The organism is Mucilaginibacter sp. P2_A4, assembly GCF_056405015.1.
Genome location: NZ_JBFUCX010000002.1, coordinates 131727 through 156812 on the forward strand (window position 1 = coordinate 131727; position 25086 = coordinate 156812).

Here is a 25086-nt window from a genome sequence, read left to right on the forward strand (position 1 = left end):
CGCTTAATTAAGTAATTGCTTTTTAAACAGATTGGGGCTGATGCCTACTTCCTTTTTAAATAAGCGGGAAAAATAGGAAAGGTTTTCAAAACCCAAGCCATAAGCTATCTCTGAAACAGACTTGTCTTCACCCTTAAGCTTATTTTTAGCTTCAGATATTAAGTAGATATGGATATGCTCCAGCGCGGTTTTGCCACTTTCCTGTTTTAAAACATCGGTTAAATAGCCGGCGGATATATTAAGCCGTTCAGCCATATCCTGTACAGATGGCAAGCCTTTGGTTTCTAATAGCCCACTTGCCACATACCTGTCTATCTCCTCGTTAAATTTGGTTACCGTTTTGCCCGAAATCTCCGCGCGGTTGATGAACTGTCTTTTGTAAAAGCGCTGGCTGTATTTCAGCATCGTATCCACATTAGCTAAGATCAATTCGCGACTGTATTCATCCTGATTGTTTTGATATTCTGTTTCAATTTTACGATAAAGATCCCAGGTTGTTATTTCTTCACTGGGAGATAAGTGCAAGGCTTCGTTAGTTTCGTAATCGAAATAGTGATACTTTTTAATATCGTTGTGTAACGTATGCCCATTTAAAAAATCCTCATGAATAAAAATCAGAAATCCGTCTTCATCCATTTCAAGGTTTTTCATTTCGATGACCTGCCGTGGTTTAAAAAACATCATTGATCCACATTGGTGGTCGTATTTGGTGCGGCCATACAGGATAACGCCCGAGATGATCTTTTTAAAGCCAATCATATAAAAGTCGCTGGTAAATTCCCGGTCGCCAATGGAGCAAGCATGGTTACATTGGTATATACTAAATAGCGGATGTTCCGGTGGCGGAAAGCCGTTATCTTTATGCAATTCAATTAAACTTTTATAGTGCTTCATCTTCGGTAATACTAATAAACCACAATCTACGCAATAACGCTGGGCAGATTGTGGATTAAGATTTTAAATGATTTATTAATGACCGTGAGCCTCAGCAGACACGTCTTTCCATTCTTCAAATTCTGCCAGTCGTGCTGCATAAACCTGCTTAACCGCGGGATAGGCAACTTTACCTAATAGAAAATGCAATGGTGGGTTTGCACTGTCAATTAATGCCAGTACAGCCTTAGCGGTTGTTTCTGGTTTACCCCAGCTATCTGGAGTGGCGGCATCAAAAAACGCTTTTTTAACAGGAGCATACGCTTCGTTAGCCTCTGTCTGGAAAGCGGAAGCACCTGCCCAATCTGTTGAGAAACCATTAGGTTCAATTAAACTCACGTTTATGCCGAAGCTTTTTACTTCGGTAGCAAGCGTTTCGCTTAAACCGTTAACCGCATATTTCGATGCATTATATAAACCTAATACCGGTAAACTTACCAGTCCCAAAAAGCTGGATACCTGTATAATGTGCCCACCTTTTTGTTCCCGCATGATTGGAACAATAGCCTGGGTTACCCAAAGCAACCCAAAAAAGTTGGTTTCCATTTGGGCGCGGGCTTGTTCTTCACTTGTTTCCTCAATAGCACCAAATAAGCCAAAACCTGCATTATTTATCAATACATCAATGCGGCCGAAGTGTTGCTTTACTTTGTTTACCGCAGCAAAACAAGCATCCCGATTATTGACATCCAGTTGAATAGGAAGCACTGCGTCGCCATAAGCCTGCACCAGGTCATTTAAATCTTCAGTATTCCTGGCAGTTGCAGCAACCTTATCGCCGCGTTCTAAAAGGGCTTTAGCCCAAATTTTACCAAAGCCACGTGAGGCGCCGGTTATTAAAATTATTTTTGACATCTTTTCTTTGTTAATTGTTGATAACAAAGGTATTGGCATCATCCTACTATGATTTATACAAAACAAGGAAGGATTAGCACATTTCCAAGATGGCTTGAATCATTTCGACAGAACGAAGTTCTTCAACATATTATGCGACGACACAGAATAAAATGCGATAAAAAGCAAAAACCTTTCGATGCGATATGATTTTCATTTTAATATGGAGACTGCACTTTTTGACTAATACGGGCTATAGCAATAACTTTCAGTTTCTTGATATTTACTTAGGCTGCTGCGGTACTGCGATTAACTGTCTTAGACAAACGAAATGCAGCAAGCAAGTAATAAAAGGCGCCAAATGCGGCATACCCACCCAGACTGGTAATTCCCTTTGTAGGGTCGTGTGCCAGTAGGATAAAAGAAGTGCCGCCGATTATGGACTGGCCACCGCTGATGATCATTGGCCATTGCCCGCCTAAAAATTTTCTGCGGCGCAATCCTAAGATCAGTTGGATCAGTCCTGTTCCAATTGCCCAGGCACCGAAAACCATCAATGCTTCAGGAACGCCTTTCTGCAAAGCGATACCTACAGTTACAGTAGTGATGCCACTGATTACAGCATTTACATATTGTGGTGTTTTAGACGGGCTGCTGTGATTAGCGCGGATATCGAGGAATGTGCCCACTACGTCCCAGGCCGGATAAATAATGAGTAAAACGCTGGCAATCCCCATAGATGTTTTTGCAAAAAGGGCGATAAGAACCACCCAGGCCACCGAAAAGGCAGCACGGGTGAAATAAAGCTTGCGTAAAGATCTGGCAGTTTCAACGGTCTGTTCGCCAACTACTGCATTAGATTGAGAATTTGATGTCATAATTAAATTTTTAAATGTTTTGTTATTTCAAAGTTCTCCAGTATTACCTGACATATTTTTCACTTAAGTTAAAATGCTGATAAACATTACCGTACAATTACAGTTTTACTGTGATGGTAAATTTTCACTTAAGTGAAAATGCTTATGTTATATTCAGATTATATTTGAGGGATTGTTTAGCGCCGCTAACTATTTATGTATGATCAAATGACCGATAGAAACGATATCGTCTTTCAGCATCTGAGGGATTTCGCCTCGTTGAACGATAAAGACATTGGCGATAGCCAGCCATTTTGGAAAGCGCGGAAAATAAATAAAGGGGACTTTTTCAACATGCAAAGTATGGTTTGCAATGACCTTGGATTGATAGTTAAAGGCATATTCCGGATTTACTACCGTGACCCTAATACAAAAGAAGATAAGAACATATTTTTTTTCTCGGAAAATCAATTTGTCGTTTCTTTCAGAAGCTTCGTGTCACGCAACCCCTGTTGGTATTTTATTGAAGCGATGGAAGATTCGGAAATTTTTTTCATTTCCTATAAGGACCTTAACAGCCTTTATGAAACCCATCCTAACTGGGGGAAATTCGGCAGGTTGCTGGCCGAATTATTCTTTAATATTGCGCAAACGCGCACAGAAGAATTCATTTTTTTCTCTCATGAACAACGCTATATCAGGCTGTTAGAAGAACATCCGGATATTGTTGAGCGTATTCCGGCTTATCACATCTCGTCTTACCTCGGTATCACAAACCCTTCACTGAGTAGGATCAGGAAGCGTATTGAAAATAAAAAGGCTGAATAAGATATATTGCGAATAATGTTAGCGCTCGTATTTAACCAATAAATCAATCCTCAAACAGGTAACCACTGTATGCTAAGCCTTTGGCCACACTTTTGAAGTTATCTCCCGAATTTAGGTTAACATGAGGAAATCTGTTTTTAAAGAGCTTTTGAATGCTGCCCACCATGGATGTACCGCCAGTTAAAAAAAGACTATCTATATTTTGGGGCTCGATGCCATTTTGCAGCATAAACTCGTCCAGGTAGTTTGCAATTCTATCCACATCTTTTGCAATAATCTCTTCATAATCGGGCAAGGGTATTTCCTCGTTAATTTCGATGTCCATTTTCTGATAGCTAAACATCGCCGTATTTGCATTTGTAAGCGTGATCTTTGTTTTTTCGATGGATTGAAATACCGAATAGCCCAAATTGTTTTCGATAAGCGTGATTAGATTTTTAAACTGCGGATCATTGCCAGAAAAATAATAGTAATCTTCCATGTCTTTTTTAATCCGCAGACCATTAAAGAAATTCATTTGTTCCCAGGAACAAATGTTGGCGAAAAGTGATTTTGGTACAGTTAATACCTTACCAGGAGTGGCTTCATATTGGGTGTTTTTGCCGAAGTATGGCGTGCCTTTCTCCCACATAAAAGCAGAATCGAAGCTATCTCCACCTATATAAATCCCACCATTGGCCATCATGTCTTTCTTCCTGTCTTTGCTTCCAACTTTTTCAGGGTCAAGCACTAAATAAGTAAAATCTGTGGTGCCCCCGCCCAGATCGGCCACTAATACATTTTCTTTTTTTACCAGACTTTTTTCATAGGCGAAGGCGGCTCCGATAGGCTCAAATTGAAAACGGACTTCCTCAAAACCGGCTATTTCTGCAGCTTTATTTAGTCGCTTCTGCGCTAACGTATCTTTTTGCACGTCGTGGTCGTCAAAAAAAACAGGCCTGCCAATTACTGCTTTTCGGCAGTCTTGGCCGGTCAACTGATCTGCACGTTCTTTCAGCTCCTTTAAAATGATAGCCACAAGATCTGAAGCACTATACCTCTTATTGTGAATACGGGTTTCTGTGAAACTGCTCCTTGATAATATTTGTTTAATAGACTTGATAAAACGCCCTTTCATGCCATCATTAAGATAGGCCGTGATGGCCTCTTCGCCTACAACATAGTTTTTAGCATTTGCTGCACTGAACTGATGATAGAAATAAATGAGCGAAGGAATAATAATGGTGCTATGTATTTCTTTCGTTTCTTCATCGTAAATAGCCAACGCAGAGTTGGTTGTTCCAAAATCAATTCCGTATAAAAACTTCTTCATACCAAGGGGATAAAACAATAGAAATTTGAAGGGCGGCAAAAATATTAAAAAATAGCTTACCTAAGGAAATAGATATTTAATTTTTAAGGAAACTCAACTATGCAATTATTTGTGAACATTAACCTATTAAAATTTAATCAGCACTTCGGCGGGCAAAATGAATCATATCCCTGCCTGCAGGAATAAATTGGCGCAATTTGTTAGATTTGTTATAATATGTTCAAGGTTTTTGAAGAATACCTACGTCAGAAAATTCAAATTTCAGATGAGGATCTGGAATTGATCCGTGCCGCCAGTATCGAGAGAAAACTGCGCAAATGGCAGTCAATTTTGCACGAAGGAGAGATATGGCGTATCAACTGTTTTATAGCGAGCGGATGCTTCCGGCTTTATCGGTTTGGAGAAGATGGAACAGACCATACCTTGAGGTTCGGGGTAGATAACTGGTGGATCAGCGACCAGGAAAGCTATAATAACGAAAAGCCATCGGAGTATAATATTGAAGCGTTAGCAGGTAGTACCGTTATTATATGGGATAAAGAAAAATGGGAAGCCTTAATGTCGGCTATTCCGGCATTGAAGTTATTTACCGAACAGCTTTTGGCAAGAGGATATGAAGCAAGTCAACGGAGGATTTTTTCATTGATCAGCTATTCTGCCGAAGAAAAATATACCGAGTTTCAAAAAACCTATCCCAGTGTTTTTAACCGTGTGCCTTTGCATATGGTAGCCTCGTACCTTGGTATTTCCAGGGAAACGTTAAGCAGGATAAGGAAAGAGTTTACCAAGCATAAATAAAAAGAACCTTTTGGAGGCATCCAAAAGGTTCTTTGATACAAATCAATCTTTTATATTAAGCAATAGGGTGGGTGCCATAGGCATCACTACCTGTCTGTATCTTTTCGCCAAGTTCAAGAATCGTTGCTTCATCAAACCACCGGGCAACAAGCTGAATGTTGATTGGCAATTTTTCTGAACTTAAGGTTACTGGTACTGAAAGCGCAGGCAGCCCGGTAGCATTGAAAGGCGCTGTTGCGGCCATCACATGGTATGCAGAAACCGTTTTTCCGTCTACAACATACTCCTGCAAGCCATGCGGGGTAGCAGTCATGGGGTTAACGGGGCATAGTAATACATCATACTGCACAAAGTAATTTGCAAAATGACTTTTTAGCTCTTCTATCTTCGCTTCGGCTTTAACATAGTCGGTTGCTGAAAGCAGGGGGTAATCCATGGTAGCCTTACCAATAAAATGCAGTTCAGATTCACGGCCTTTGGTGAATTGTTCCATGTAGGGAACCAGCTCGCCATAAATTAAATTAAAGTAGGGTGTAAGCCAGTCAGTGTTTTCCATAAAAGGCAGGCGTACTTCCTCTACATCGCAACCGGCATCTTTAAGCAGTTTTGCAGTTGCTTTAATGGTCGCTGTAATCTCGGGATCAACCGGTCCGAAAGCGGTATCCGATACCCATCCCACACGGATCTTTTGACCTGGAATCCTGAAACTGGCCGGTGCGGCATCTTTTGCAAAAATACTATACCCGTCAATTCCATCCGCTCCGTTAATGATTGAGTAACCCAGGGCAACATCTTTAACGGTACGGGCCATTGCGCCAATATGCCAAAACCTGCTTAATGCCGTTGGGAAGTGACCGGTATAAGGTACCCGGCCGTGGGTTGCTTTTAATGCAGCAATGCCTGTAAAAGCTGCCGGGCCGCGAACAGATATAGCTACATCGCTGCCCAATCCAATAGGGGAAAGGCCTGCTGCGATTACGGCAGATTCACCACCGCTTGATCCGCCGGGGGTACGATCAGGGTTCCATGGGTTAAGAGAGCGACCAGTAACGAGGTTATCAGATTCCCAGTGGGCCGAAAATTCAGGGAGATTGGTTTTCATCAATGGAATCGCTCCGGCGTTTTTCATGCGGGTAACCACGGTAGCATCTTTTTCGGGAATAAAACCTTCAAAGATCTTTGAGCCACGGCTGGTTGGTATACCGGCGGTATCAATTGCGTCTTTGATTGAAAATGGCACACCGTGAAGCGGGCCTAATTCGTCGCCGTTGCTTACTGCTTTATCTGCAATAGCGGCTGCTTTGAGTGCTTGCTCGCCCATTAGGGTAACAACACCGTTTATCCTGGGATTAATTTCTGCAACACGGTCAAGGTGAGCCTGCACAACTTCTACCGAAGATATTTGCTTTGTGCGAATCAATTTGGCTAATGTGCCGGCCTCCTGGTAATAGATGGGGTCTGTTTTACTGTTCAATGGAGTTTTCATATACTTTGTTTTTTTTGTTCAAAATCTCAGCACTTATCTATCAAAGTGCCTGAACAAAAGTGGGTACTAATGGGTACCTAAAACGAAGCTATATGACACAATTTGACGTTGACATTTATCACGGTTTTTTGATTGACGCATATCTCAAAGTTTTCATTAAAGCAGTAGTTGGGCTAAATAAATTGTAGCTTTTCTTCTTCCAGATCAAGGAATAGCAAGTGTTTTCTTATAATTTCCTCATCAATATCTCCATCGGCTTTATTTTTACTGATAAGCCATTTCCTTTGCAGGTTCAGCAAGTCAAGATATATCGCCCTTGATTCTTCAGTCATCAGTACACCATCAGTGGAGTGGTCACTTACCTGCCATTTGCTGGCGATTTGCTGAAGCACAGGTTGCCTGTTTAATTGCTGGCTATAGTTGGTTGTTAAGTGTTGCAGCGCATGCCGGGCCAGCTGCTTTTTTAAATCGTTGTAGACTTCTTCCTGGGGTGCAACATGATCAGGGTCGGCTAAATTCAGTTTTCTGATGATATAGGGCAATGTTAATCCCTGCAGCAGTAATGTTGCCAGTATCACTATAAAAGTAATGAAGAGGATGAGGTTGCGCTGCGGAAAAGCTGATCCATCGGCCAGGTATACCGGTATGGACAAAGCGGCGGCCAGAGAAACCACCCCGCGCATTCCCGACCAGCCCATCAGAAACGGGAGTTTAAAGCCGGGATTGGCATCAGCAACAGTAATAAAGTTTCGGGCAATCAGGGTGACAAGAACTGCCGCGATGGAAGATAAAATTCTCGCCACTATTAAAACTACAGTAACTAAAATGCCATAGCCAATGGCAGTAGTGATGCTCACCCCATCAAGCCCGGCCGTAATTTGGGGCAGATCTAGCCCGATAAACATGAACACCAAACCATTGAGTACAAAACAGATGCTTTCCCAAACGTTGAGCCCATGCAGCCGCGAGGTACTGCTGAGGAAAAGCAGCCGGCGGTTGGATAAAAACAGACCGCCGCTCACTACTGCCAACACTCCCGAACTGTGAGCCTCCTCGGCAGCTATATACATGATGTAAGGCGTTACAAGGGTTAGCACAATATCAATATTGGCATCGGTTGGCAAATATTTATGGCATTTCATAAAAATATAGCCAATGATAAGGCCTATCCCTATGCCACCAATCAGCATCCACACCAGGGTTATTGCAGCTTCATGCCACACAAAACTACCGGTGCCTACAGCTATGAGTGCAAAACGGAAAATGATAAGGGATGATGCATCATTTAACAAGCTTTCTCCTTCTAAGATTGACGATACACGCCTGGGTACTTTTACAAATTTTAAAATAGCCCCCGCGCTCACCGCATCAGGCGGAGAAACGATACCCCCAAGCAAAAAACCTAATGGCAGGGAAAAACCGGGAATAAAATAGTTAACCGTTAATGCCACCGCGAGTGCTGTGAAAAATACCACGAGGAAAGCGAAGCTGCCGATAACCCGTCGCCAGCGCCACAATTCTTTCCATGAAATATGCCATGCTGCATCATACAATAAGGGCGGAAGAAATATAATAAATATAAGTTCAGACTCGATATGCAAAGTTGGCAAGCCTGGAATAAAACTGATAACTAAGCCAGCCAAAACCAGCATAACAGGATAGGCAACCTTTATTTTGTTACCCAGCATGATGAGTAATAATATAATGATGATTAAAATGAGATAGAAGGGGAAGTTGTTTAGCATACGCAGCTGTTTATATTACACCAATTTATAAAAGATTGGTTAAGTAACAGTTATCCATAGCAACATTTTGTTGATAGCACCAGGATTTGCTGATTAGTGCAGGGCGTTTTGGTAATCCTTTACAACAAAAAGCTCTTTAAATATTTATTACAAATATTTAAAGGGCTTTAAGGCTTTGGCAGCTGACTATTTTAAGGCGCCGGAGTTTCTTCTGGCAGTAACACCAGGCGGATATAATTTTTACCGTTAAGGTATTTCAATGCAGCATCTTTAATATCCTGGATGCTGACCTTATTTACCTCTTTGTTAAAGTTATCGTGTTGGTGAACATCTTCCTTATCCAATGTTTGGCCGTTGATATAGTTAAGCCACCAGTTATTGGTTCTGACAGCTATTTCCTGCGTACGCAGGCTTTCGGCGCGCCATTTATCAATATTAACCTGGGGTGGGCCCGATGATTTCAGTTTGCTGATCTCATCTAAAGTAGAAGCGATTAGTTTGTCAACATTTTTTGGGGCACAGCCAAAATTCACGATCATGGAAAAACGGGAAGTAGGGTATTTACCCATGTTCATGTAAACACCAGGTGCGTAAACACCACTTTCGTCTTCCCTTAATCTTTCCAGTAATCTTATCTCCAAAGCTTCCTTTAAAGCATCCATCGTTACTTTTGATGATGGATTGTAGTCAAAGGTGCCTGTCCACACTAAATCAACAGTAGCTTTAGGCTCAGATCCTTTATAAACTGTTTTGGTGATCAGCCCTTCGGGAGCATGGATGCCCAGGTCTTTAGCTTCTTCGCCAAGATGTTTGGCAGGCAGGGAGCCTATATATTTTTCAAGCAGTGGTTTTATCTTATCCGCATCAAAATTGCCCACAAAGGTAAGCGTTAGTGCCGATGCATCTGCAAAGCGCTCCTTGTATATGGCATACATGCGATCAAGATTAATCTGGTTTATCTTGGCGATGGTTGGTCCGGTGCGGCGAATGCTGTGATTGCCCAATACATCGCTAACCGTATCCTGGAAAACGGCATTAGGGTCATTTGCACGGTTAGCTAAGCCCGCTTTTGAACGGGTGATGATACTGCTAAACAGATCGACATCTTTTCTTGGCTCGGTATAATAAGCATATAAAAGTTCCAGGGCTGTTTCAAAATCCTTTGGTGTGGCGCTGCCACTGATACCCTGGGTGCGCTCGCCTATAAAGGGACTTACACTGATCTGTTTGCCTGATAAGTATTTTTCAAGCTGGGTAGGATTATAGTTCCCTACACCGAATGACGAAATAATACCAGAAGCATTTGCTGCAGACTGAAAATCTGCGTCGTTGTAAAGAGAAGAGCCCCCCGGTGTAAATCCGGTGAACAGGATCTCGTTATCTTTAAAGTCGGTTGGTTTAAGTATAACTTTAACGCCGTTGCTTAATGTAAGCGTGGTTGTATTTAATGCAGCGTCTTTTGTTTCGGCTACAATTTTGCCACCAGCGGGTGCTGTTGCTAAAAGTGCTTGCTTGCTTACTTCATCATTATAAGGCGCCAGGTTTTCGGTTTCAACTGCTTTAATCCATTGGTTTACGGTTGCCTGGGCAGGTAAAGTGTTTTTATCCTTTTCTGGAGCTAAAAGCATAATATCTCTGTTGGTGCTTTTGATAGCTGTTTTGCCCAACAGGTTAACTTCGGTAATGCTGATGCCCGGCAGGTCATTTTTTACCAATTGATATTCATAGCTTATTCCCGGTGAGGCTGATCCTTTTAAAAAATACTGAAGGTATTCCCTCACATAGCTATCAGAGTTTGTTTTGTTCTTTTCTTTCAATGCCGATTCCATATCGCTCATATAGCTTGTTTTGGCACGATCAAGCTCGGTTTGTGTAAAACCAAAGCGCTTTATCCTTTCGGTTTCGCGCCATACGGCTTTAAATCCATTTTCCAGTTCGCCCGGTTTGGCAACTACAAACATGCTGTAATTATCAAGGCCGCCTAAAAACTCACTCAAATCGCTACCTCCCTGTAAAAATGGAGGATTGGCCTTGCGCTGTAATTCGCCATAGCGTGCACCTATCATTCTGTTAAACAATCCGCGGATTATGTTCTGGCGATAATCACCGGCTGTTTTTAAAACTAAGCCGGGCTGTTTCATCATTACCTGCGCAACGGTCACGGTCATCTCCTTATCTGTGATAGACATGAACTGGTTTTGCCCGGTAAGCGGAACGGTGTATTGGGTGCGTGGTTTTTCGTGGGCAGGGTTTTTAAGATCGCCAAATGTTGCTTTAATGGTTTTTTCCATCTGTTCAACATTGATATCTCCTACAACGATTAAAGCCTGCAGGTTGGGGCGGTACCAGTCATGATAAAAACTGTTAATTGCCTCCGGCTTAAAGTTGTTCAGCACATCATCAGTACCGATTGGAAGCCTGACAGAATAGCGCGAATGGTTAAGCATCATCGGCAGGTATTGGCGTTGCATACGTTCCTGCGAACCTTTACCCAGGCGTTTCTCTTCTAAAATAACACCACGCTCTTTATTGATCTCAGTAGTATCCAGGGTAGCTTCATGCGCCCAGTCGCGCATGATCTGGATGCCGTTCTTTAAAATTTCGGGATTGTCTGACGGTAATGGCAACTGGTAAACAGTTTCATCAAAAGAAGTATAAGCGTTAAGATCGGCACCGAAACGAACGCCTGATTTTTGCAGATAATTTACCAGTTCGCTTTTTGGAAAATGCTTTGTACCATTAAAGCTCATATGCTCCATAAAGTGAGCAAGACCCCGCTGGTCTTCATTTTCCAGTACAGAACCTATCTTATTGGCCAGGTAAAATGTCACGCGGTTTCTGGGCTCCTGGTTGTGGCGGATGTAGTAGGTAAAGCCGTTTGGCAGTTTCCCGGTTCTTACTTCGGCATCAAGTGGAAGGGGCTTTTCTATAGCTCCCTTGGCAGGCTTTGCTTTAATGGCCTGCGCCAGTACCTGTTGACCGGGTATTGAACAGGCTATGGCAAAGCCTGCGCATGTTAATAAAACCCTAACTTTTATTGTTTTCATATTATGATTCATCTATAACTTAAAATTGCATGGTTGCCCTGCAATATTCATTTTTTTTAACAAAAGCCGGCACACCGTGCCGGCCTTGCAATTAACTAAACTAAAACTGACTAAAATGCTTATGAAAGCTTCTTTATAGCAAGCGGGAATGCCGCTTGCTTTTAACTGCCTAAAACGGCAGCAATATTATTTTTTGTTATGGCTTAAATGCCTCCAAAAGCTGCTGATCTATTTCGGCCGCAATTGGGTTAACCAGCATCACGTTGCCCTCTTTGTCTAACATAATAGCAAACGGAACCGATGTTATGCCGAAGGCTATCATTACTGCCGACGCATCTTTTCCGGCATCGTATTTATCAATTGCCTGTGGCCATGGCATGGCTTCCTTTTGCATGGCGTTATTCCAGGCTTTACTGTTTTGATCAATAGAAATACTCAAAATTTCGAATCCCTTTTCATGATACTTTTTGTAAAGCTCCTTAAGGTGCGGGATAGCTGCCCGGCATGGCATACACCATGAAGCCCAAAAATCAATCAATACTACATGCCCCTTCAATGATGAAAGTTTAATACTTGTGCCATCGGGCGTTTGCAGGTTAAAATCTGGCAGTGGTTTACCTTTTACCAAATTGGAATTTTGCATGATTGTATCTTTTATTACAGTAAACCCTGCCGCCGGTTTTACCGTAATAACAAAGAAGCCTAAAAGTAAAAACCAAGCCCGAAGCTTAGTTTTTACGCCGGTTGGATATTTAACGGGATTGATCATAAAACAGGCAGTTCAACAATTTTTCTTTTGGGCGGAAAACATTTGTTGTTATCACAAACCTGGTAGTACAACCCGCATTTTATTACTTCGCCGGTTTTAAAGGCCGATGTATTTATTTCGGTTTTAAAGCTGGCTTTATCTTCCCATACAAACATGCCTTCGCCACCGGTAAAAGGGATCCCTGCAGAACTTTGCCACTCCGCGGTGTTTTTTACATCACCCGGCAATTCCAATATAGGCTCTGTTAATATAAAAGGACTTCCTTCCGGTACGTAAGCATAAATATGCCATCCTTTTAAAATACTCGCATCAATTTCAACCTTCATTTTACCGGCCTGGTTTTCATTAGTCAGTTTAGCTGTTACAATAACAGGATCGGCAGGTGTTGGTACTTCTGCATTGGCCACATTGTTGGATTTGGCTATTGCCGGCTTAATTGCCGCTGTTTTATTTTGGTAGGTATTTACTATAAACTTAAAGCCACCTGCCTCTGTATAAAATAAGTTAGCCTTATTTTTGGTAAGCCAGTTGCGCCATTCGGCAGCTGTGGTAAATTTTTCTGTGGTGTAGCGTTCCAATAGCCTTTGCGCCACTTCGGTATTCTCATTTTTCTCCAGTAATTGGATGCATTTTTCAAGTATTGCTACCTTGCGGTTTGATATGCCCAGCTTTTGCGCATCGGTATCAACCTGCAGCGAGTACCCATCTACCGGATAGTAATACTCATAATTATCCCTGTAATACTTGTGATGAGCTTTGGTATCGGTACCAAATTTGGCAAACATATCCTTGCCTCCCCAAAATTGCAGATAACTCTCAAAGCTTTCCACTTCATTGGTGACAGGCATTTTCAAAAACATCTCATTGCCGTGGCCAATATCTTCACCTTTGGCTTTGCGGTCTTTTAAATCCTGTTGCATTTTTAGCAGGCGGGCATTCCCTTCGCGACGTGAAACGATGGCTTTTTCGTAAAGCGCTTTATCTGTACGATAAATGGTTTCATCAATCCAATCGCGGGTTGATATCTGTACCTTTTTCATGATGGGCAGCATGTGGTCGTATTTTTTGATGTAGCAAACGGTGTTTACAAATACATCCTTCGCCTCATCGGTCATATGATCCGGCGAAGCCGAAAAACCCCACATAAAGTAGTTACCCTGCCTGCCTAAAGCCACAGCTTCAGCATTTTTAAGGCATACCCCACCAGAAATAGCTTCGGCGTCTGGCGAGTCATTAAAACCTTCGCCGTGCGCTACCATCCCTATAATGTATTGTTCTTTTGTTGAGGGTTCTGCTTTGATCACCTTCCACATGGGCATTTGCCTGGGTGTTTTAGCCCCCTGAAAGCCATTGAAAAATGAACCCGGCGTTGGTCTGTTAACCAGGGTAAGATTCACTTTTTTTGGCGAGTTAAATATTTCATGCTTCAAATTGATATTCAAGGCGTCATCTTCCAGGCACTGGCAATACCAATCGAATTTTAATCCGATAGGCAGGCCTACATTTGGCGCCATAGCGTGCATTAAAATCATCGGGCGACTAAAATCTGCTGGCAACTTTACTGGTCCCGCATCCATGATGGTTACGTCCACCTTGTCAGACATGGCCGGGTTGTAATCCCTTACGTCAATCAGTTCAACCTGTGTAAAGCGGGCTTCTAAAAAGCCTTTAAAATCAGCCATACGGGTTTTATAGGCCCTTTCAATGGCGGGTAAAGTTGTGCTGTAGTATACCACATTGGCAGGCATTGGTTTTTCTGGGTTGTACCCAACATACAATACCTTCAGCGGAATTTTATCCGCAGCAACCACACGCGCCTTACTAAAGGCGAACGTGTGGGTGGCAACGAACAGTAATAAAAGTGCGGTTATTTTTTTCATTACAGACGATTTTAGTTTTTCATCAATTCTTCCAGCTTTTTGTTAAGGGTTTCGTCCCTTAAGGTATTACCGATGATCTTTCCATCGCGGCCAATCAAAAAGCTTTGAGGCACAGCTCTTACGCCGTATAGCCTGCCTACAGCGTTATTCCAGCCTTTTAAATCAGATACATGAAGCCATGGCAAACCATCTTTTTCTATAGCCGCTACCCATTTATCTTTAACATTATCAAGCGATACAGAAAGTATTTCAAAGCCTTTGTCTTTGTAAAGCTGGTATTGTTTTACCAGGTTAGGGTTACCGGCGCGACAAGGTGCGCACCAGCTTGCCCAAAACTCAACCAATACAATTTTGCCTTTTAAATCGGCCAGTGAAACGGGTTTTCCGTTTACATCGTTCTGGGTAAATGCCGGCGCCGCTGTTCCAATTGCTGTCAGGCTTCCTGATGCAATGCGTTCGGCCAGTTCTTTACCCATATCGCTATTGCGCAGGCTGGCATTAAGTGCGTTAAATACAGGCTCAATTTTAGCGGCATCAACCCTTGTACCGGCGGCTTCTGATAAGGCTATCAGGCCGAAATAAGAGTTAGGATTGTTTTTTGCAAACAGGAATTGCTTTTCGCTCCTGTCGGCTATGTTTTTACGGTAGCGGGTATCAACTGCTTTTATATAAGCGGTATCTTTTTGCTGTTCTGGGGTTCCTTTTGCAAAATCGGAATTCACGGCTTTCGTAAGGTCCATGATGGTGCCACCAATTTGTTTGTTATAAGCCTGGAACTCATCATATACTTTGGAGCCGGTAATTTTGGCGTTGTTTAACGAATCGTTGGAAGTGATCTGGACTTTTTCTTTACCAAAGTAAATATAGATGGCATCATTGTTAGGTGCATAAATAGCGTGCGGTTTACCTTCGCCGGTATGATCAAGCGCTATGCGGGTAGTAACGTTACCAGAAATGGTTCCCGAGAACTTAAACGTGCCGTTAACAACCACTGCCGAATCTTCATGACTTACGCCATTATCCATATAATCAAAATAAACCTTGGCCGGTTTATTAAGGGTGCCTATTTTGCCCGTAAGGCTAAAGTTTGGCGTTTGTGCCGAGGCAATTGCCGGGGCAAGTATGGCTAATGCTAATAATTTAAGTTTCATATCTGATAGTCGGTTTAATATAATGAGTAGGGGACTGTTGATTTAGCCCGGTTTAATTGTATTTTAATTTTAGAAAATATTTGGGGGCCTGCTTAAACTATGCAGGCCATCAAAAGGCGAGGGTTTCCTGGTTGTTAAGGTTAAAATTTAGTAGTTGTATTTTACGTTCGGGAAGTCTTCCTGGGCATTTTTTAACTCCTGCTCACGCTCCATCGACCAGCCAAAGGCAATGGTAGCCTGGGCTTTTAGGTTAACGCCGGCAGCACCGCTCCAAAAGTGGATGAATTCACCAAATTTTAAATCCCTGGTGTATTGATGGCCGAGTGCGTTTTTTGTTTGAGGGAAGTTTTTTGATAATAAAGCAAAATACCTGCTTAACACTTCGGCCTGCCCGTATTTGCTGTAGATAGGATAAAACCAGTTTTCAAACCAACGTACATTTGGATATATTTTGCCCGGAAAAGGGAGGTTAGGGTCCTGATTTTTCATTTCCTGGTAAACATTTGCTGCCACATCTGTATGGCCGGTATGCATCAGTACATCGTAGATAAAGATCTCCATGAACTTGCTATCGCCCCAAATGGCATCAGACGGAGAACCTTGTACCCCATTGTTTGCACCACATACAATGTGGCCAATTTCATGGATGGGTACGCCCAGGTTGTCGTTAATGTTTGTCCAGTCCGCGGCTCCTACATCAAGTGTGTTCCGGTAGTCGTGGCTCACGTCAAAATAAGATGCGGGATGCCCTTCGCCCGGATATAGGCCCTGGTGCAAAACCACATATAATCTCGATGAATCGCCAAAGCCGCCATAGGTTTTCTTTACATATTGCCAAACATTAGTGAACTCTTTATTTGGCCAGGTAACTTTTGTATCTACCTTATCATCATAGTAAAGGGCAAGGTCATCATTATAAAAAACTCTTGTTAGTAAGGAGTTATGCTCAAACCAATGCTCCTGCCATGTTTTAGGGGGAGCACCGCCACCTTTAATTGTGGGGGTAGTATCGGTAATTTTATGGCATGCGCTCAACAAGGCAATGCAGAATAAACATGATACTATAATTATGCTTTTTATTGATTTCATTTTCATTTTAGTTTATAAGGTAGGTTTAGCAATTGTTTGAGTATGAATTGCTAAACCTGATTTAATTATTTGTATTTCACATTCGGAAAATCAATCTGTGCTTGTTTAAACTGTTTATCCCAGTCATCGGGCCAGCCAAACGCAAGGGTGGCCTGATCCTTAAGATTGACACCGGCTGCACCACTCCAGAAGTGTACAAACTCGCCATAGTTTAAATCTCTGGTGTATTGGTAGCCATGGGCGTTTTTTACCTTTGGAAAGTTTTGAGCCAGTAATTCAAAATATTTATTCAATACGGTAGCATGCCCGTATTGGGAATAGATAGGATAAAACCAGTTTTTAAACCATTTTGATCCCGGACGAGGGAAAATGTCAGTTTGTGACTGCAGCTGATCATAAATCCTTGCTGCTTCGTCCTCCCTGCCAATGTGCATCATCACATCATAATTGTAAATTTCCATGAACTTACTATCTCCCCAAAGTACATCTGATGGCGAACCTTGAACACCATGACTTGCGCCACATACAATATGCCCGGTTTCATGTATCGGCACGCCAATTTGCTCGCCGGTTGGGTATGTCCAGTTATCTAAACCACAGTCGATGGTATTGCGGTAATCATGGCTTTCATCAAAATAAGATGCCGGATGCCCGCCCCCTAATTTGCCCTGGTGGAAAATTACATACAGCCGTGATGAGTCACCGAAGGATCCGTATGTTTTTTTAACATAGCTCCACACATCCGACATTGTTTTTTGAGGCCAGATAACCGACTTATCCACATCCTCATCATAATAAAGAGACAGGTTATCATCGTAAAAAACACGGGATACTACAAGGTCATGAGTAAACCAATGCTCTTTCCATGTTTTGGGCGGTGCCCCGGCCGCTTCTGCTTTGGGCCCTTCAACGGTTTTGGTTTTGCTGCAGGATATAGAGAATAGGGTTCCAATTACCCCTAAGGATATTATTGCAATTTTACTTAATTTCATGATTTTCTGTTGGTTGTAATTTATTTCCTTATAACAACACCTATTGGTGCGCCCGGAATACCCGTGATTGTTTTAGTTACCACCCCATTTTTGCCAACGCTTACATCAAGCGTAATCAGGCTTCCATCAATACCTGCCGTTAATGTATTACCATCTGCGCTTAATTGAATCATACTCACCTTTTTACCACCAAAGTTGGCGTCAAGCGTTCTCAAATCCTCATTAACCGGGTTATAGCGATATATTTTATCATTAGATGTGAAATAGATAATATCAACCGCCGATTGCTGCCATTGGGTATCTGTTTGCACTAATGATGCTCCTTTAAATACCCGCTTGTAGATAGGTTTTATTGACCTGGCGTTATAATTCATCATATCAACATTGAACGAAAGCTCGAATACATCTCCTCCTCCTTCGGGTTTAAAAAACGCGTAGGAAATTCCGGGTACGGTTTGCATAAATACCAGGTTGCTTGTGCCTATGTTTTTTGGATCAAACGCGTTTCCTGTAACCGTATAATCGGCACCCATATAGTTACCGCCCGAATCAAATGTTATAAATGCCTTTTTTTGCGGATCGAACCCAAAAAAGTAGCTATAAGTACGGGTTATAAACTTTGATAAGGTATAACTGCCGGATTGAGGGTTTGAAAATTTTCCAAAATCGGGGGCGAAAGGAGCCGTAGAAGTAATGCTGAGGTATAATTTGTTATTAATTACACCTGTAGGGATTCCTTGAGAAGCTTCAAAATACTGGAGCACAATTTTAGCGGGAGCATTAAAGAACTGGTCTTTAAAATCTCTTTTCTTGAGCATGGTATTTCCGTCGATAATAACGCTGTTTTTAATGGGATCCTGTGAAACAATCCAGTAATCTTCTACCGAACCGGCCTGGTAAGCCAGTGGCTTGGCAAATAGTTGCACCGCATTAGCAGGCAAATTCTCGCCCATTAAATTAAAGTACAGGTTGCTAAGCACTGTTTTATCATCAGGTTTAACAAATGATAGTTTAGTTACCCCATTATCAACACTCAATACCGTTGTTCCTATAGAAAATTGCGTTCCGCCCTGTATTTTAAATGGGTAAAAGTATTTTATGCCGTTCCTGTTATCGGTGATGGTTAGTTTTGCAGTACGCAGTTTGGGGCTAAGGTTATAAATAAATTTAAGCGGATAGCCGGTGTATGTATCGGTGCGGGCGTCTTCTTCAACACTGATATCCCATTGATAAGAAAGATCTTTAAGCGGGTTAGCACCGGCGATCTGAATATATGGCCTCAGAATTAATGAATCACCAACCAGCGCATTAAAGGTGTTATCTTTAAAGTTTACAACTACAGGCTCAGATGGCGGGTTGTAGTTGTAGTTACCCAGGTCCTTCTTACATCCATAAGAAGCAAGGATAAAAAGTATAAAAATGAATATTTTAAATTTCATGATCTTATTTTTTTAAGAATGACTATATGTTGATCTGATTTTTGTTTTCATCAATAAAAACATACTTATCGGCCGCCGGGAAATATTTGAGCAGGAATTTTTTAGTAGGGGCATTTACATTGTAAAAATCATAGTCGCCGCTATTATCAGTCCTTTTTACTAAAACATATCCTTTTTCGGGATGACTTTTAACCCAATCAAACGGATAGGTAACAAACTCATGCACATTAGATATGTAGTAAAGCGTTCTCGGTATCTCCATATACCAATTAGGTGATGAGTTGGGTATTACCAGCGATGTGGATCCTGATGAGATCAGAAAAAGCTGGTGCTTTGTTCTGTTGTATGGACCTAATTGCCCCCAATATTTCCACCAATCCGGTTCTTCGAGCCTGTTTGAATAGATGATGCTTTTTGTGCGGATATTTTCTGGCAGGCTGCTGCCAAAATCCACCCCACCAGAAACACGAACAGTTAAAACAACTGATTTGCTGATTAAACCTGTATCAATATTTTTAATAATAACCGGTACTTTGGTGGTGCCGGAATCTGCCGGCATAATATAAAAGGGTTTCAACGGTTCAAAATGCAGTGTACGTACGGCGGTTGTGCCTCCGTCTACCACATTCATGGCAAATTTTCTATCGTGATTTACTTTTTTGCCCGAAATTGCTACAGGCAACCAAATGGTGTCTTTTTCAACACCCTGCGTAAAAGCAAAAGAAAAAACGATGGCATCGCCGTTTGGTTTATCGGGCCTACTATAATTCAGATAAATGTTATCTGTGGAGTTGTAGGTAAGTATGGCGTCTTTTTTGCATCCTAATATTGCTGTACAAACAATAAAAACGGAAAATATAATTCTTTTCATTTTCGTTACAGTTAATTGGTTCTATAAGCTAATTCGTCAACCGGAAGCGGAAATACGAATATTTGATTTGATGCCGGTTCGGATAAGGTTGAGGAAATGGTAACATCATGGTTTAACCGTTTGTACATATAAAACATCTGGCTTTCTCCATAAAACTCCTTCCGGGCCTCTTTTACCAATAAATCAATAAACGTCTTTTTATCCGGTACGGTGGTCACCATGTATGAACCTATCCCGCGGTTAGCCCTGATGGTATTGAAGTAGTCAAGCGCTTTTGTTGGATTGGTATCAAAAATTGATTCGGCAGCTATATAATACATTTCGCTGAGGCGCAATGCGGGTGCAACCAGTGGATGCAGGTTTTTTAAAGGCAATGCATTGTTGATGTATTTTTGCAACACAGCACGATCTCCTCCTCCTGTTGTTGATGCCGTGGATACAAACCATTGTTTTAACCGCAGATCTTCTGAACCAGCTTGTGCTTTTTCATAAATATCATTGATTTGATCAATGGTGCCACTATATTGGGGAGGGGTATTTGAGAACTGCCTTTGTAATTGTAAATTGATATCCTTGGTATCAATATACCAGCAAAATATCAGCTCCTTATAAAATATACGGTCCTTTTTGGTATTGTCATTTTCAATAAAGTTATCCGGATTTGTAAAAGGGAATTTTTGCGACTCAATTACTTCCTGTGCGTTTGCCAGGCTGTTTATCACGTCGTTCTTATACAAATAGGCGCGGGCCAGTTCTCCACAAACTGCATAGTAATTCATTCTTTGGCGCCTGTTTTGAAAAAACAGATCGGCATTGCTTGTTTCGTTACTAACAAGATCACTTGGGTAACCCACTATATATGCCCCGTTAACAATTGGGTCTTTTTTAAGTAATGTTTTAGCCAAGTTAAGATCTGTAATGATTTTATCCAATGCGACGCTCACTGTAGAAAAAGCAGTGCTTTTGGTGCTAACAGAGGTTACATAAGGTATGCCTTTTGCACCTGCTCCAGTTTTAAAAGAGGGGGCAAACATACGCAGCATATCAAAATGCAGGTATGCCCTTAAAGTTAAGGCCTCACCTTTTATAATGGCGTAATTATCATCGGTAAAAAGACTTTTCTTAGCGTCAATAGCATCAAGTATATAATTACAATTGGCTATGGCGCGGTATCCCGAGGCCCATATTTCGTTGTTTTTGTTGGTTACCCAGATCTGCGAATAATCAAAATTGGCTATATCCTGGTTAATGACATCATTAAACTGGTAGTTTTGAGCAAGGATATCCAGGTTGCTGAATGTAAGGTTACCGCCATACAGCGATTGTGATGAGCAATAGGTATAAACTCCGTTCAGTGCTTCTTTAAATCCTTGTTCGGTAGTAAACAACTGGTCCCTATCTATCTGCGACTCCGGCTTTACATCCAGAAATTTTTTGCATGATGAAAATGCCATCAATGCTGCAATTATGTATATATATTTCTTCATGTCGGTATTAATTAAAATGTGGCTTGTAAAGAGCATGTTAAACTACGGGCATAAGGATAATCAATACCTCTTTCAACCTGAACACTGGCTGATCTGAATATGTCATTAGCTGTCACTGCTGCTCTTAAAGATTGCAGGCCTAATTTTTTAGCAAAACTCTTTTTCAAATCATAGGATAGGTAAATTGATTTCAGTTCAATCAGGTTATCCTTTTCCACAAACCGCGAGGTGGCGTATGAAGTACCCAGATCGGTTATATTCTTATATAAAGCAATATCGCCGGGTTTTTGCCAACGTTGAGTAAGAGCGCGGCTATCCACATTAAAGCGTGGGTCAGCATTTTCAACCCTGTCAATCAGGGTTTGGTTATACATATCGCCGCCAAACTTGTAATGAAAGCTAAAGCTTACCAAAAATTGCTTATAGGTAACATTGCCTCCAAAATAACCTTCGGCCTTAGGCGTGGCATCGCCAACCGGCTGGGTGTCATTTACATCGTATACATAAGTAAGTGAGCCATCTTTTTTTACATAGATCTCTTTGCCGCTTTGCGGATCGATACCTAATGATTTTACGGCATAGATTGCGTTTAGTGATTGCCCTTCTTTAAAACGAAGCAGTGGTGTGCCTTGCAGGTTGTTTTTTACATTTGACTGTACTGTATCAACATTGTAGTTGTATGATTTTAACGAGTTTGAAATTTTAACTATTGTGTTTTTATTGTGTGCAAAATTTCCTGTTAAATTAACGTTCCAGTCTTTTGATTTATAGGCATTAACAGTTAAGTAAAGTTCATAGCCTTTGTTTGACATATCGCCAAGGTTTTCTTTATAGGTAGCAAAACCGGTAGATGGCGCTATATTAACATCGGTAACCAAACCCTTGGTTAACTTATAGTAATACCGCGGCGTAATCATAACCCGATCATGAAACAAGCCTAATTCAAGGCCCATATCATAATTGGTGGTTTTTTGCCATTTTAAATTTTCGTTGCCGTAGTTATTAACAATAGCGCCAACTCCTGTTGAATACCAATTGGATGTTTGATAATTATAAGTTGTTTTTGCCAACGAGGGTGGGAAATCTACCGAACCTGTAAGACCTGCTGTAGCGGTTAGCTTAAATCTTGAAATTGCAGAGAAGTTTTCCATAAAGCTCTCTTTGTGCATATTCCATCCTATACCGCCGGCCCAAAAAGGTGCGAAACGGCTGTTTGAACCGAATGCCGATGAGCCATCCAAACGGAAGGAAGCATCCATGAGGTATTTGTTTTTATAGGCGTAACTCGCATTAAATAATGAACCTACCAACCTGTTTCGTGTTACTTCACCGCCGGGTGCAGCATCGGGTGTATAGGTACGCGCAAAGCCAATGTTGGTAAATTTATCATTTGAAAAGCCCCTTGCTTCAAATGCTTTAAAATCATTTTTTGATGACGTTATATTGGTACCCAATACGGCGTTGATGGAATGCTCGCCAAGTTGTTTGTTGTATACAAACCTTACGTTACCATCAAAGGTGAGCGAATTGTTAACACTGTAAGCATAACTTCCCCTGTTTTGTATTTGGTCTGCAGGGCCGTTAAAAAATGAATTGCTGAAGGGCGAAACAAATCTATCGGCAGTGCTTTTACTATCGTTTACACTTATTAAACCAATCAGGCGTAAACCCGATGTGATTTTCCAATCCATTGAAAAAGCATCAATGATTTCCAGGTAAGAGTTACGATCGAAATTGCCTAAACTGGCTTCATATAATGGATTGTAAACCGGTTCGTTTCTGTATTGCCCGTATATCGGATCATTGATATGGGTATCAATTCTCCAGTTTGCAATTTCCCTTATTAAATTACCCGATGCATCTTTTATCGGGTAATAGGGCTCCATTTTTACATAATCGGTAAAGCTGCCATATTTTGAATTTTCGCCATCAACCTGGGTAATGGTAACTTCATTTTTAAACAACAGATTACGGGTGGGGTTATAAACAAAGTTCATACCGCCACTGTACCGGTTACGACCGGACGCTTTCATTACGCCGGGATTTGTTTGGTAACGAAGATCAATTCCATAACGGAAAGATGAGTCACCACCCTCGGCGTAAAGCGAATGCTTTTGGCCATAGGTATTTCTTAATGGCTGCGATAACCAATAGGTATTTACACCACCTACTATGTTTTTTAGTTTGCCGCTATATTGCTGGTCAAGGGCATCCTGGCTTTCAGCAGTATTGTTTGCCGCCGAATATAAACCAGCCAAACTTTCATATTGCAGTTTCTGCGCTGCATTTAAAACATGGTAATCAGAAAGATCAGGCGCGGTAATATTCAACTCATAGTTGTATGATAGTTGTAGTTTGCCCGGGATTGGAGCTTTGGTAGTAATTACAATTACACCGTTTGCTGCTCTTGAACCGTAAACCGCTGTAGCTGCAGCATCCTTTAAAATAGTTATACTCGCTATCCGGTTTATATCAAGATCGGTAACTTTTTGAAGTGAAACCTCAAAGCCATCTAAAATAAACGCAGGCAGGTTATAGGTACTGGAAAGATTATTACGATCAATAAGATTTTTGCTTAATGAAGGAAGGGTGGTAGAGCCCCTTACGTTTATTTTAGGCAGGGCATTAGGGTCTGAACCTAAAATGTTATTTTGATCTATCCTGAAAGAAGGATCAAACGATGCCAAACTTTCCATAATATTATTAGGGTTTAGCCGCTTCAGATCCTCTCCTTTAACTACTATTGCGCTACCCGTATAATTGTCCTTTTTAATAATTTGATAGCCAGTAACCACCACATCATTGATAGAACTAACTTTTTGACCCAGTTTTATTACAATTGGTTTTCCTTCGGCCGCTTTAATTTCTTTTGCATTATAGCCAATGTAGCTAAGTATTAAAATGTCGCCTTCATCAACGGTTACTTTAAATTCGCCGTTGCCATTTGTTTGACCCAGGAACGCCCTGCTTTTTTTAAGTGCGATACTTACACCCGGTAAAGGTGCTTTATTTGCCGAGTCGAGAACGACGCCGCTTACTTCTATTTTTTTTGCTACAGGCTTTACCGGCTCCTCCTCGGGTACCTTGTTCCTGATTACAATTGTTTTATTAACAATGGTATAGGTAAGGTTGTAGTTTGTTAAACAAGTGTTTAATGCATCAGCAAGTGAAACATCTTTAAGGTCAACATCTTTAGTTTTACCGGTGATATTTACTTGCCCGTTATAAAAAAACAAATAACCGGTTTGTTGTTTAATATCCTTAAAAAGGGTTTCGAGGGTTGCATTTTTTCTGGATATAGTTACATTTTGCGAGTAACTTGCTGCAGATAAGTGCATAGCGCCAACCAATAATAAAATAGTAGTGAGTTTCATCACTAAAAAGAGTTTGTACTTTACCGGCCCTATAGTGCATAAGGGATCGTAAAGAAAAGTTAATTTCATACTTTTGAATAGGAATGGGTTAATAAAATGCAGCGCGGAGTAACATCGATGCTGCCTGACCTTTTTTTGGTCGGAAGCGGTGAGAGGCTTCCGGCCTTTTTTGTCTTTAATGATGGGGAGCTTAT

18 protein-coding genes are annotated in these 25086 nt (G+C 41.4%); 2 read left to right on the forward strand and 16 right to left on the reverse strand.

What is annotated here, in order from left to right:
- Nucleotides 1–3: 3 nt before the first annotated feature.
- The 3 genes from AC1DYB_RS04505 to AC1DYB_RS04515 form a co-directional block, all read right to left on the reverse strand.
- Entirely contained in the window at nucleotides 4–894 is an 891-nt protein-coding gene (locus AC1DYB_RS04505; protein WP_477432838.1) for a helix-turn-helix domain-containing protein, read from the reverse strand.
- A gap of 75 nt (nucleotides 895–969) precedes the next feature.
- On the reverse strand, nucleotides 970–1788 hold the full coding sequence (locus AC1DYB_RS04510; RefSeq protein WP_477432840.1) for an SDR family NAD(P)-dependent oxidoreductase: 819 nt from the start codon (nucleotides 1786–1788) through the stop codon (nucleotides 970–972).
- Nucleotides 1789–2054: 266 nt separating this feature from the next.
- Complete coding sequence (locus tag AC1DYB_RS04515) at nucleotides 2055–2645, reverse strand: hypothetical protein (RefSeq protein WP_477432842.1); 591 nt, start codon at nucleotides 2643–2645, stop codon at nucleotides 2055–2057.
- A gap of 207 nt (nucleotides 2646–2852) precedes the next feature.
- Between AC1DYB_RS04515 and AC1DYB_RS04520 the strand changes: the two genes are divergently transcribed.
- Nucleotides 2853–3452 (forward strand): Crp/Fnr family transcriptional regulator, encoded by a 600-nt coding sequence (locus AC1DYB_RS04520; RefSeq protein WP_477432844.1) that lies wholly within the window; start codon nucleotides 2853–2855, stop codon nucleotides 3450–3452.
- A 43-nt stretch (nucleotides 3453–3495) separates the two neighbouring features.
- Here the strand turns inward: AC1DYB_RS04520 and AC1DYB_RS04525 are convergent, their stop codons facing one another.
- On the reverse strand, nucleotides 3496–4764 hold the full coding sequence (locus tag AC1DYB_RS04525; protein ID WP_477432846.1) for an Hsp70 family protein: 1269 nt from the start codon (nucleotides 4762–4764) through the stop codon (nucleotides 3496–3498).
- A 216-nt stretch (nucleotides 4765–4980) separates the two neighbouring features.
- On the opposite strand from AC1DYB_RS04525, the gene AC1DYB_RS04530 reads away from it, so the two are divergent.
- On the forward strand, nucleotides 4981–5562 hold the full coding sequence (locus AC1DYB_RS04530) for a Crp/Fnr family transcriptional regulator (protein WP_295716110.1): 582 nt from the start codon (nucleotides 4981–4983) through the stop codon (nucleotides 5560–5562).
- A 55-nt stretch (nucleotides 5563–5617) separates the two neighbouring features.
- Here the strand turns inward: AC1DYB_RS04530 and AC1DYB_RS04535 are convergent, their stop codons facing one another.
- From AC1DYB_RS04535 to AC1DYB_RS04590, 12 genes are all read right to left on the reverse strand, one after another.
- The gene (locus tag AC1DYB_RS04535; protein ID WP_477432849.1) at nucleotides 5618–7048 is read right to left on the reverse strand and encodes an amidase; all 1431 of its coding nucleotides are present in this window, start codon (nucleotides 7046–7048) and stop codon (nucleotides 5618–5620) included.
- Between the two features lie 173 nt (nucleotides 7049–7221).
- Nucleotides 7222–8793: a Na+/H+ antiporter gene (locus AC1DYB_RS04540; RefSeq protein WP_295716113.1), complete on the reverse strand. Its 1572-nt coding sequence runs from the start codon at nucleotides 8791–8793 to the stop codon at nucleotides 7222–7224.
- A 191-nt stretch (nucleotides 8794–8984) separates the two neighbouring features.
- Nucleotides 8985–11840, reverse strand: a complete 2856-nt coding sequence (locus AC1DYB_RS04545) for a M16 family metallopeptidase (RefSeq protein WP_477432851.1) — start codon at nucleotides 11838–11840, stop codon at nucleotides 8985–8987.
- Nucleotides 11841–12036: 196 nt separating this feature from the next.
- On the reverse strand, nucleotides 12037–12483 hold the full coding sequence (locus tag AC1DYB_RS04550; RefSeq protein ID WP_477432853.1) for a TlpA family protein disulfide reductase: 447 nt from the start codon (nucleotides 12481–12483) through the stop codon (nucleotides 12037–12039).
- Between the two features lie 122 nt (nucleotides 12484–12605).
- Complete coding sequence (locus AC1DYB_RS04555) at nucleotides 12606–14489, reverse strand: protein-disulfide reductase DsbD domain-containing protein (protein WP_477432855.1); 1884 nt, start codon at nucleotides 14487–14489, stop codon at nucleotides 12606–12608.
- An 11-nt stretch (nucleotides 14490–14500) separates the two neighbouring features.
- Entirely contained in the window at nucleotides 14501–15640 is a 1140-nt protein-coding gene (locus AC1DYB_RS04560) for a redoxin domain-containing protein (protein ID WP_477432857.1), read from the reverse strand.
- Nucleotides 15641–15787: 147 nt separating this feature from the next.
- The gene (locus AC1DYB_RS04565) at nucleotides 15788–16729 is read right to left on the reverse strand and encodes a hypothetical protein (protein ID WP_295716125.1); all 942 of its coding nucleotides are present in this window, start codon (nucleotides 16727–16729) and stop codon (nucleotides 15788–15790) included.
- Nucleotides 16730–16794: 65 nt separating this feature from the next.
- The gene (locus tag AC1DYB_RS04570; RefSeq protein ID WP_477432860.1) at nucleotides 16795–17721 is read right to left on the reverse strand and encodes a hypothetical protein; all 927 of its coding nucleotides are present in this window, start codon (nucleotides 17719–17721) and stop codon (nucleotides 16795–16797) included.
- 20 nt (nucleotides 17722–17741) lie between these two features.
- On the reverse strand, nucleotides 17742–19160 hold the full coding sequence (locus tag AC1DYB_RS04575; protein WP_477432862.1) for a PKD-like family lipoprotein: 1419 nt from the start codon (nucleotides 19158–19160) through the stop codon (nucleotides 17742–17744).
- 22 nt (nucleotides 19161–19182) lie between these two features.
- Nucleotides 19183–20031 carry a DUF4843 domain-containing protein gene (locus AC1DYB_RS04580; RefSeq protein WP_477432864.1) on the reverse strand — a complete coding sequence of 283 codons (849 nt, stop codon included), beginning with the start codon at nucleotides 20029–20031 and terminating at the stop codon, nucleotides 19183–19185.
- A gap of 11 nt (nucleotides 20032–20042) precedes the next feature.
- A complete protein-coding gene (locus AC1DYB_RS04585; RefSeq protein ID WP_477432866.1) occupies nucleotides 20043–21518 on the reverse strand; it encodes a RagB/SusD family nutrient uptake outer membrane protein in 1476 nt (491 codons plus the stop codon).
- A gap of 11 nt (nucleotides 21519–21529) precedes the next feature.
- The gene (locus AC1DYB_RS04590; RefSeq protein WP_477432868.1) at nucleotides 21530–24961 is read right to left on the reverse strand and encodes a SusC/RagA family TonB-linked outer membrane protein; all 3432 of its coding nucleotides are present in this window, start codon (nucleotides 24959–24961) and stop codon (nucleotides 21530–21532) included.
- Between the last annotated feature and the right edge of the window lie 125 nt (nucleotides 24962–25086).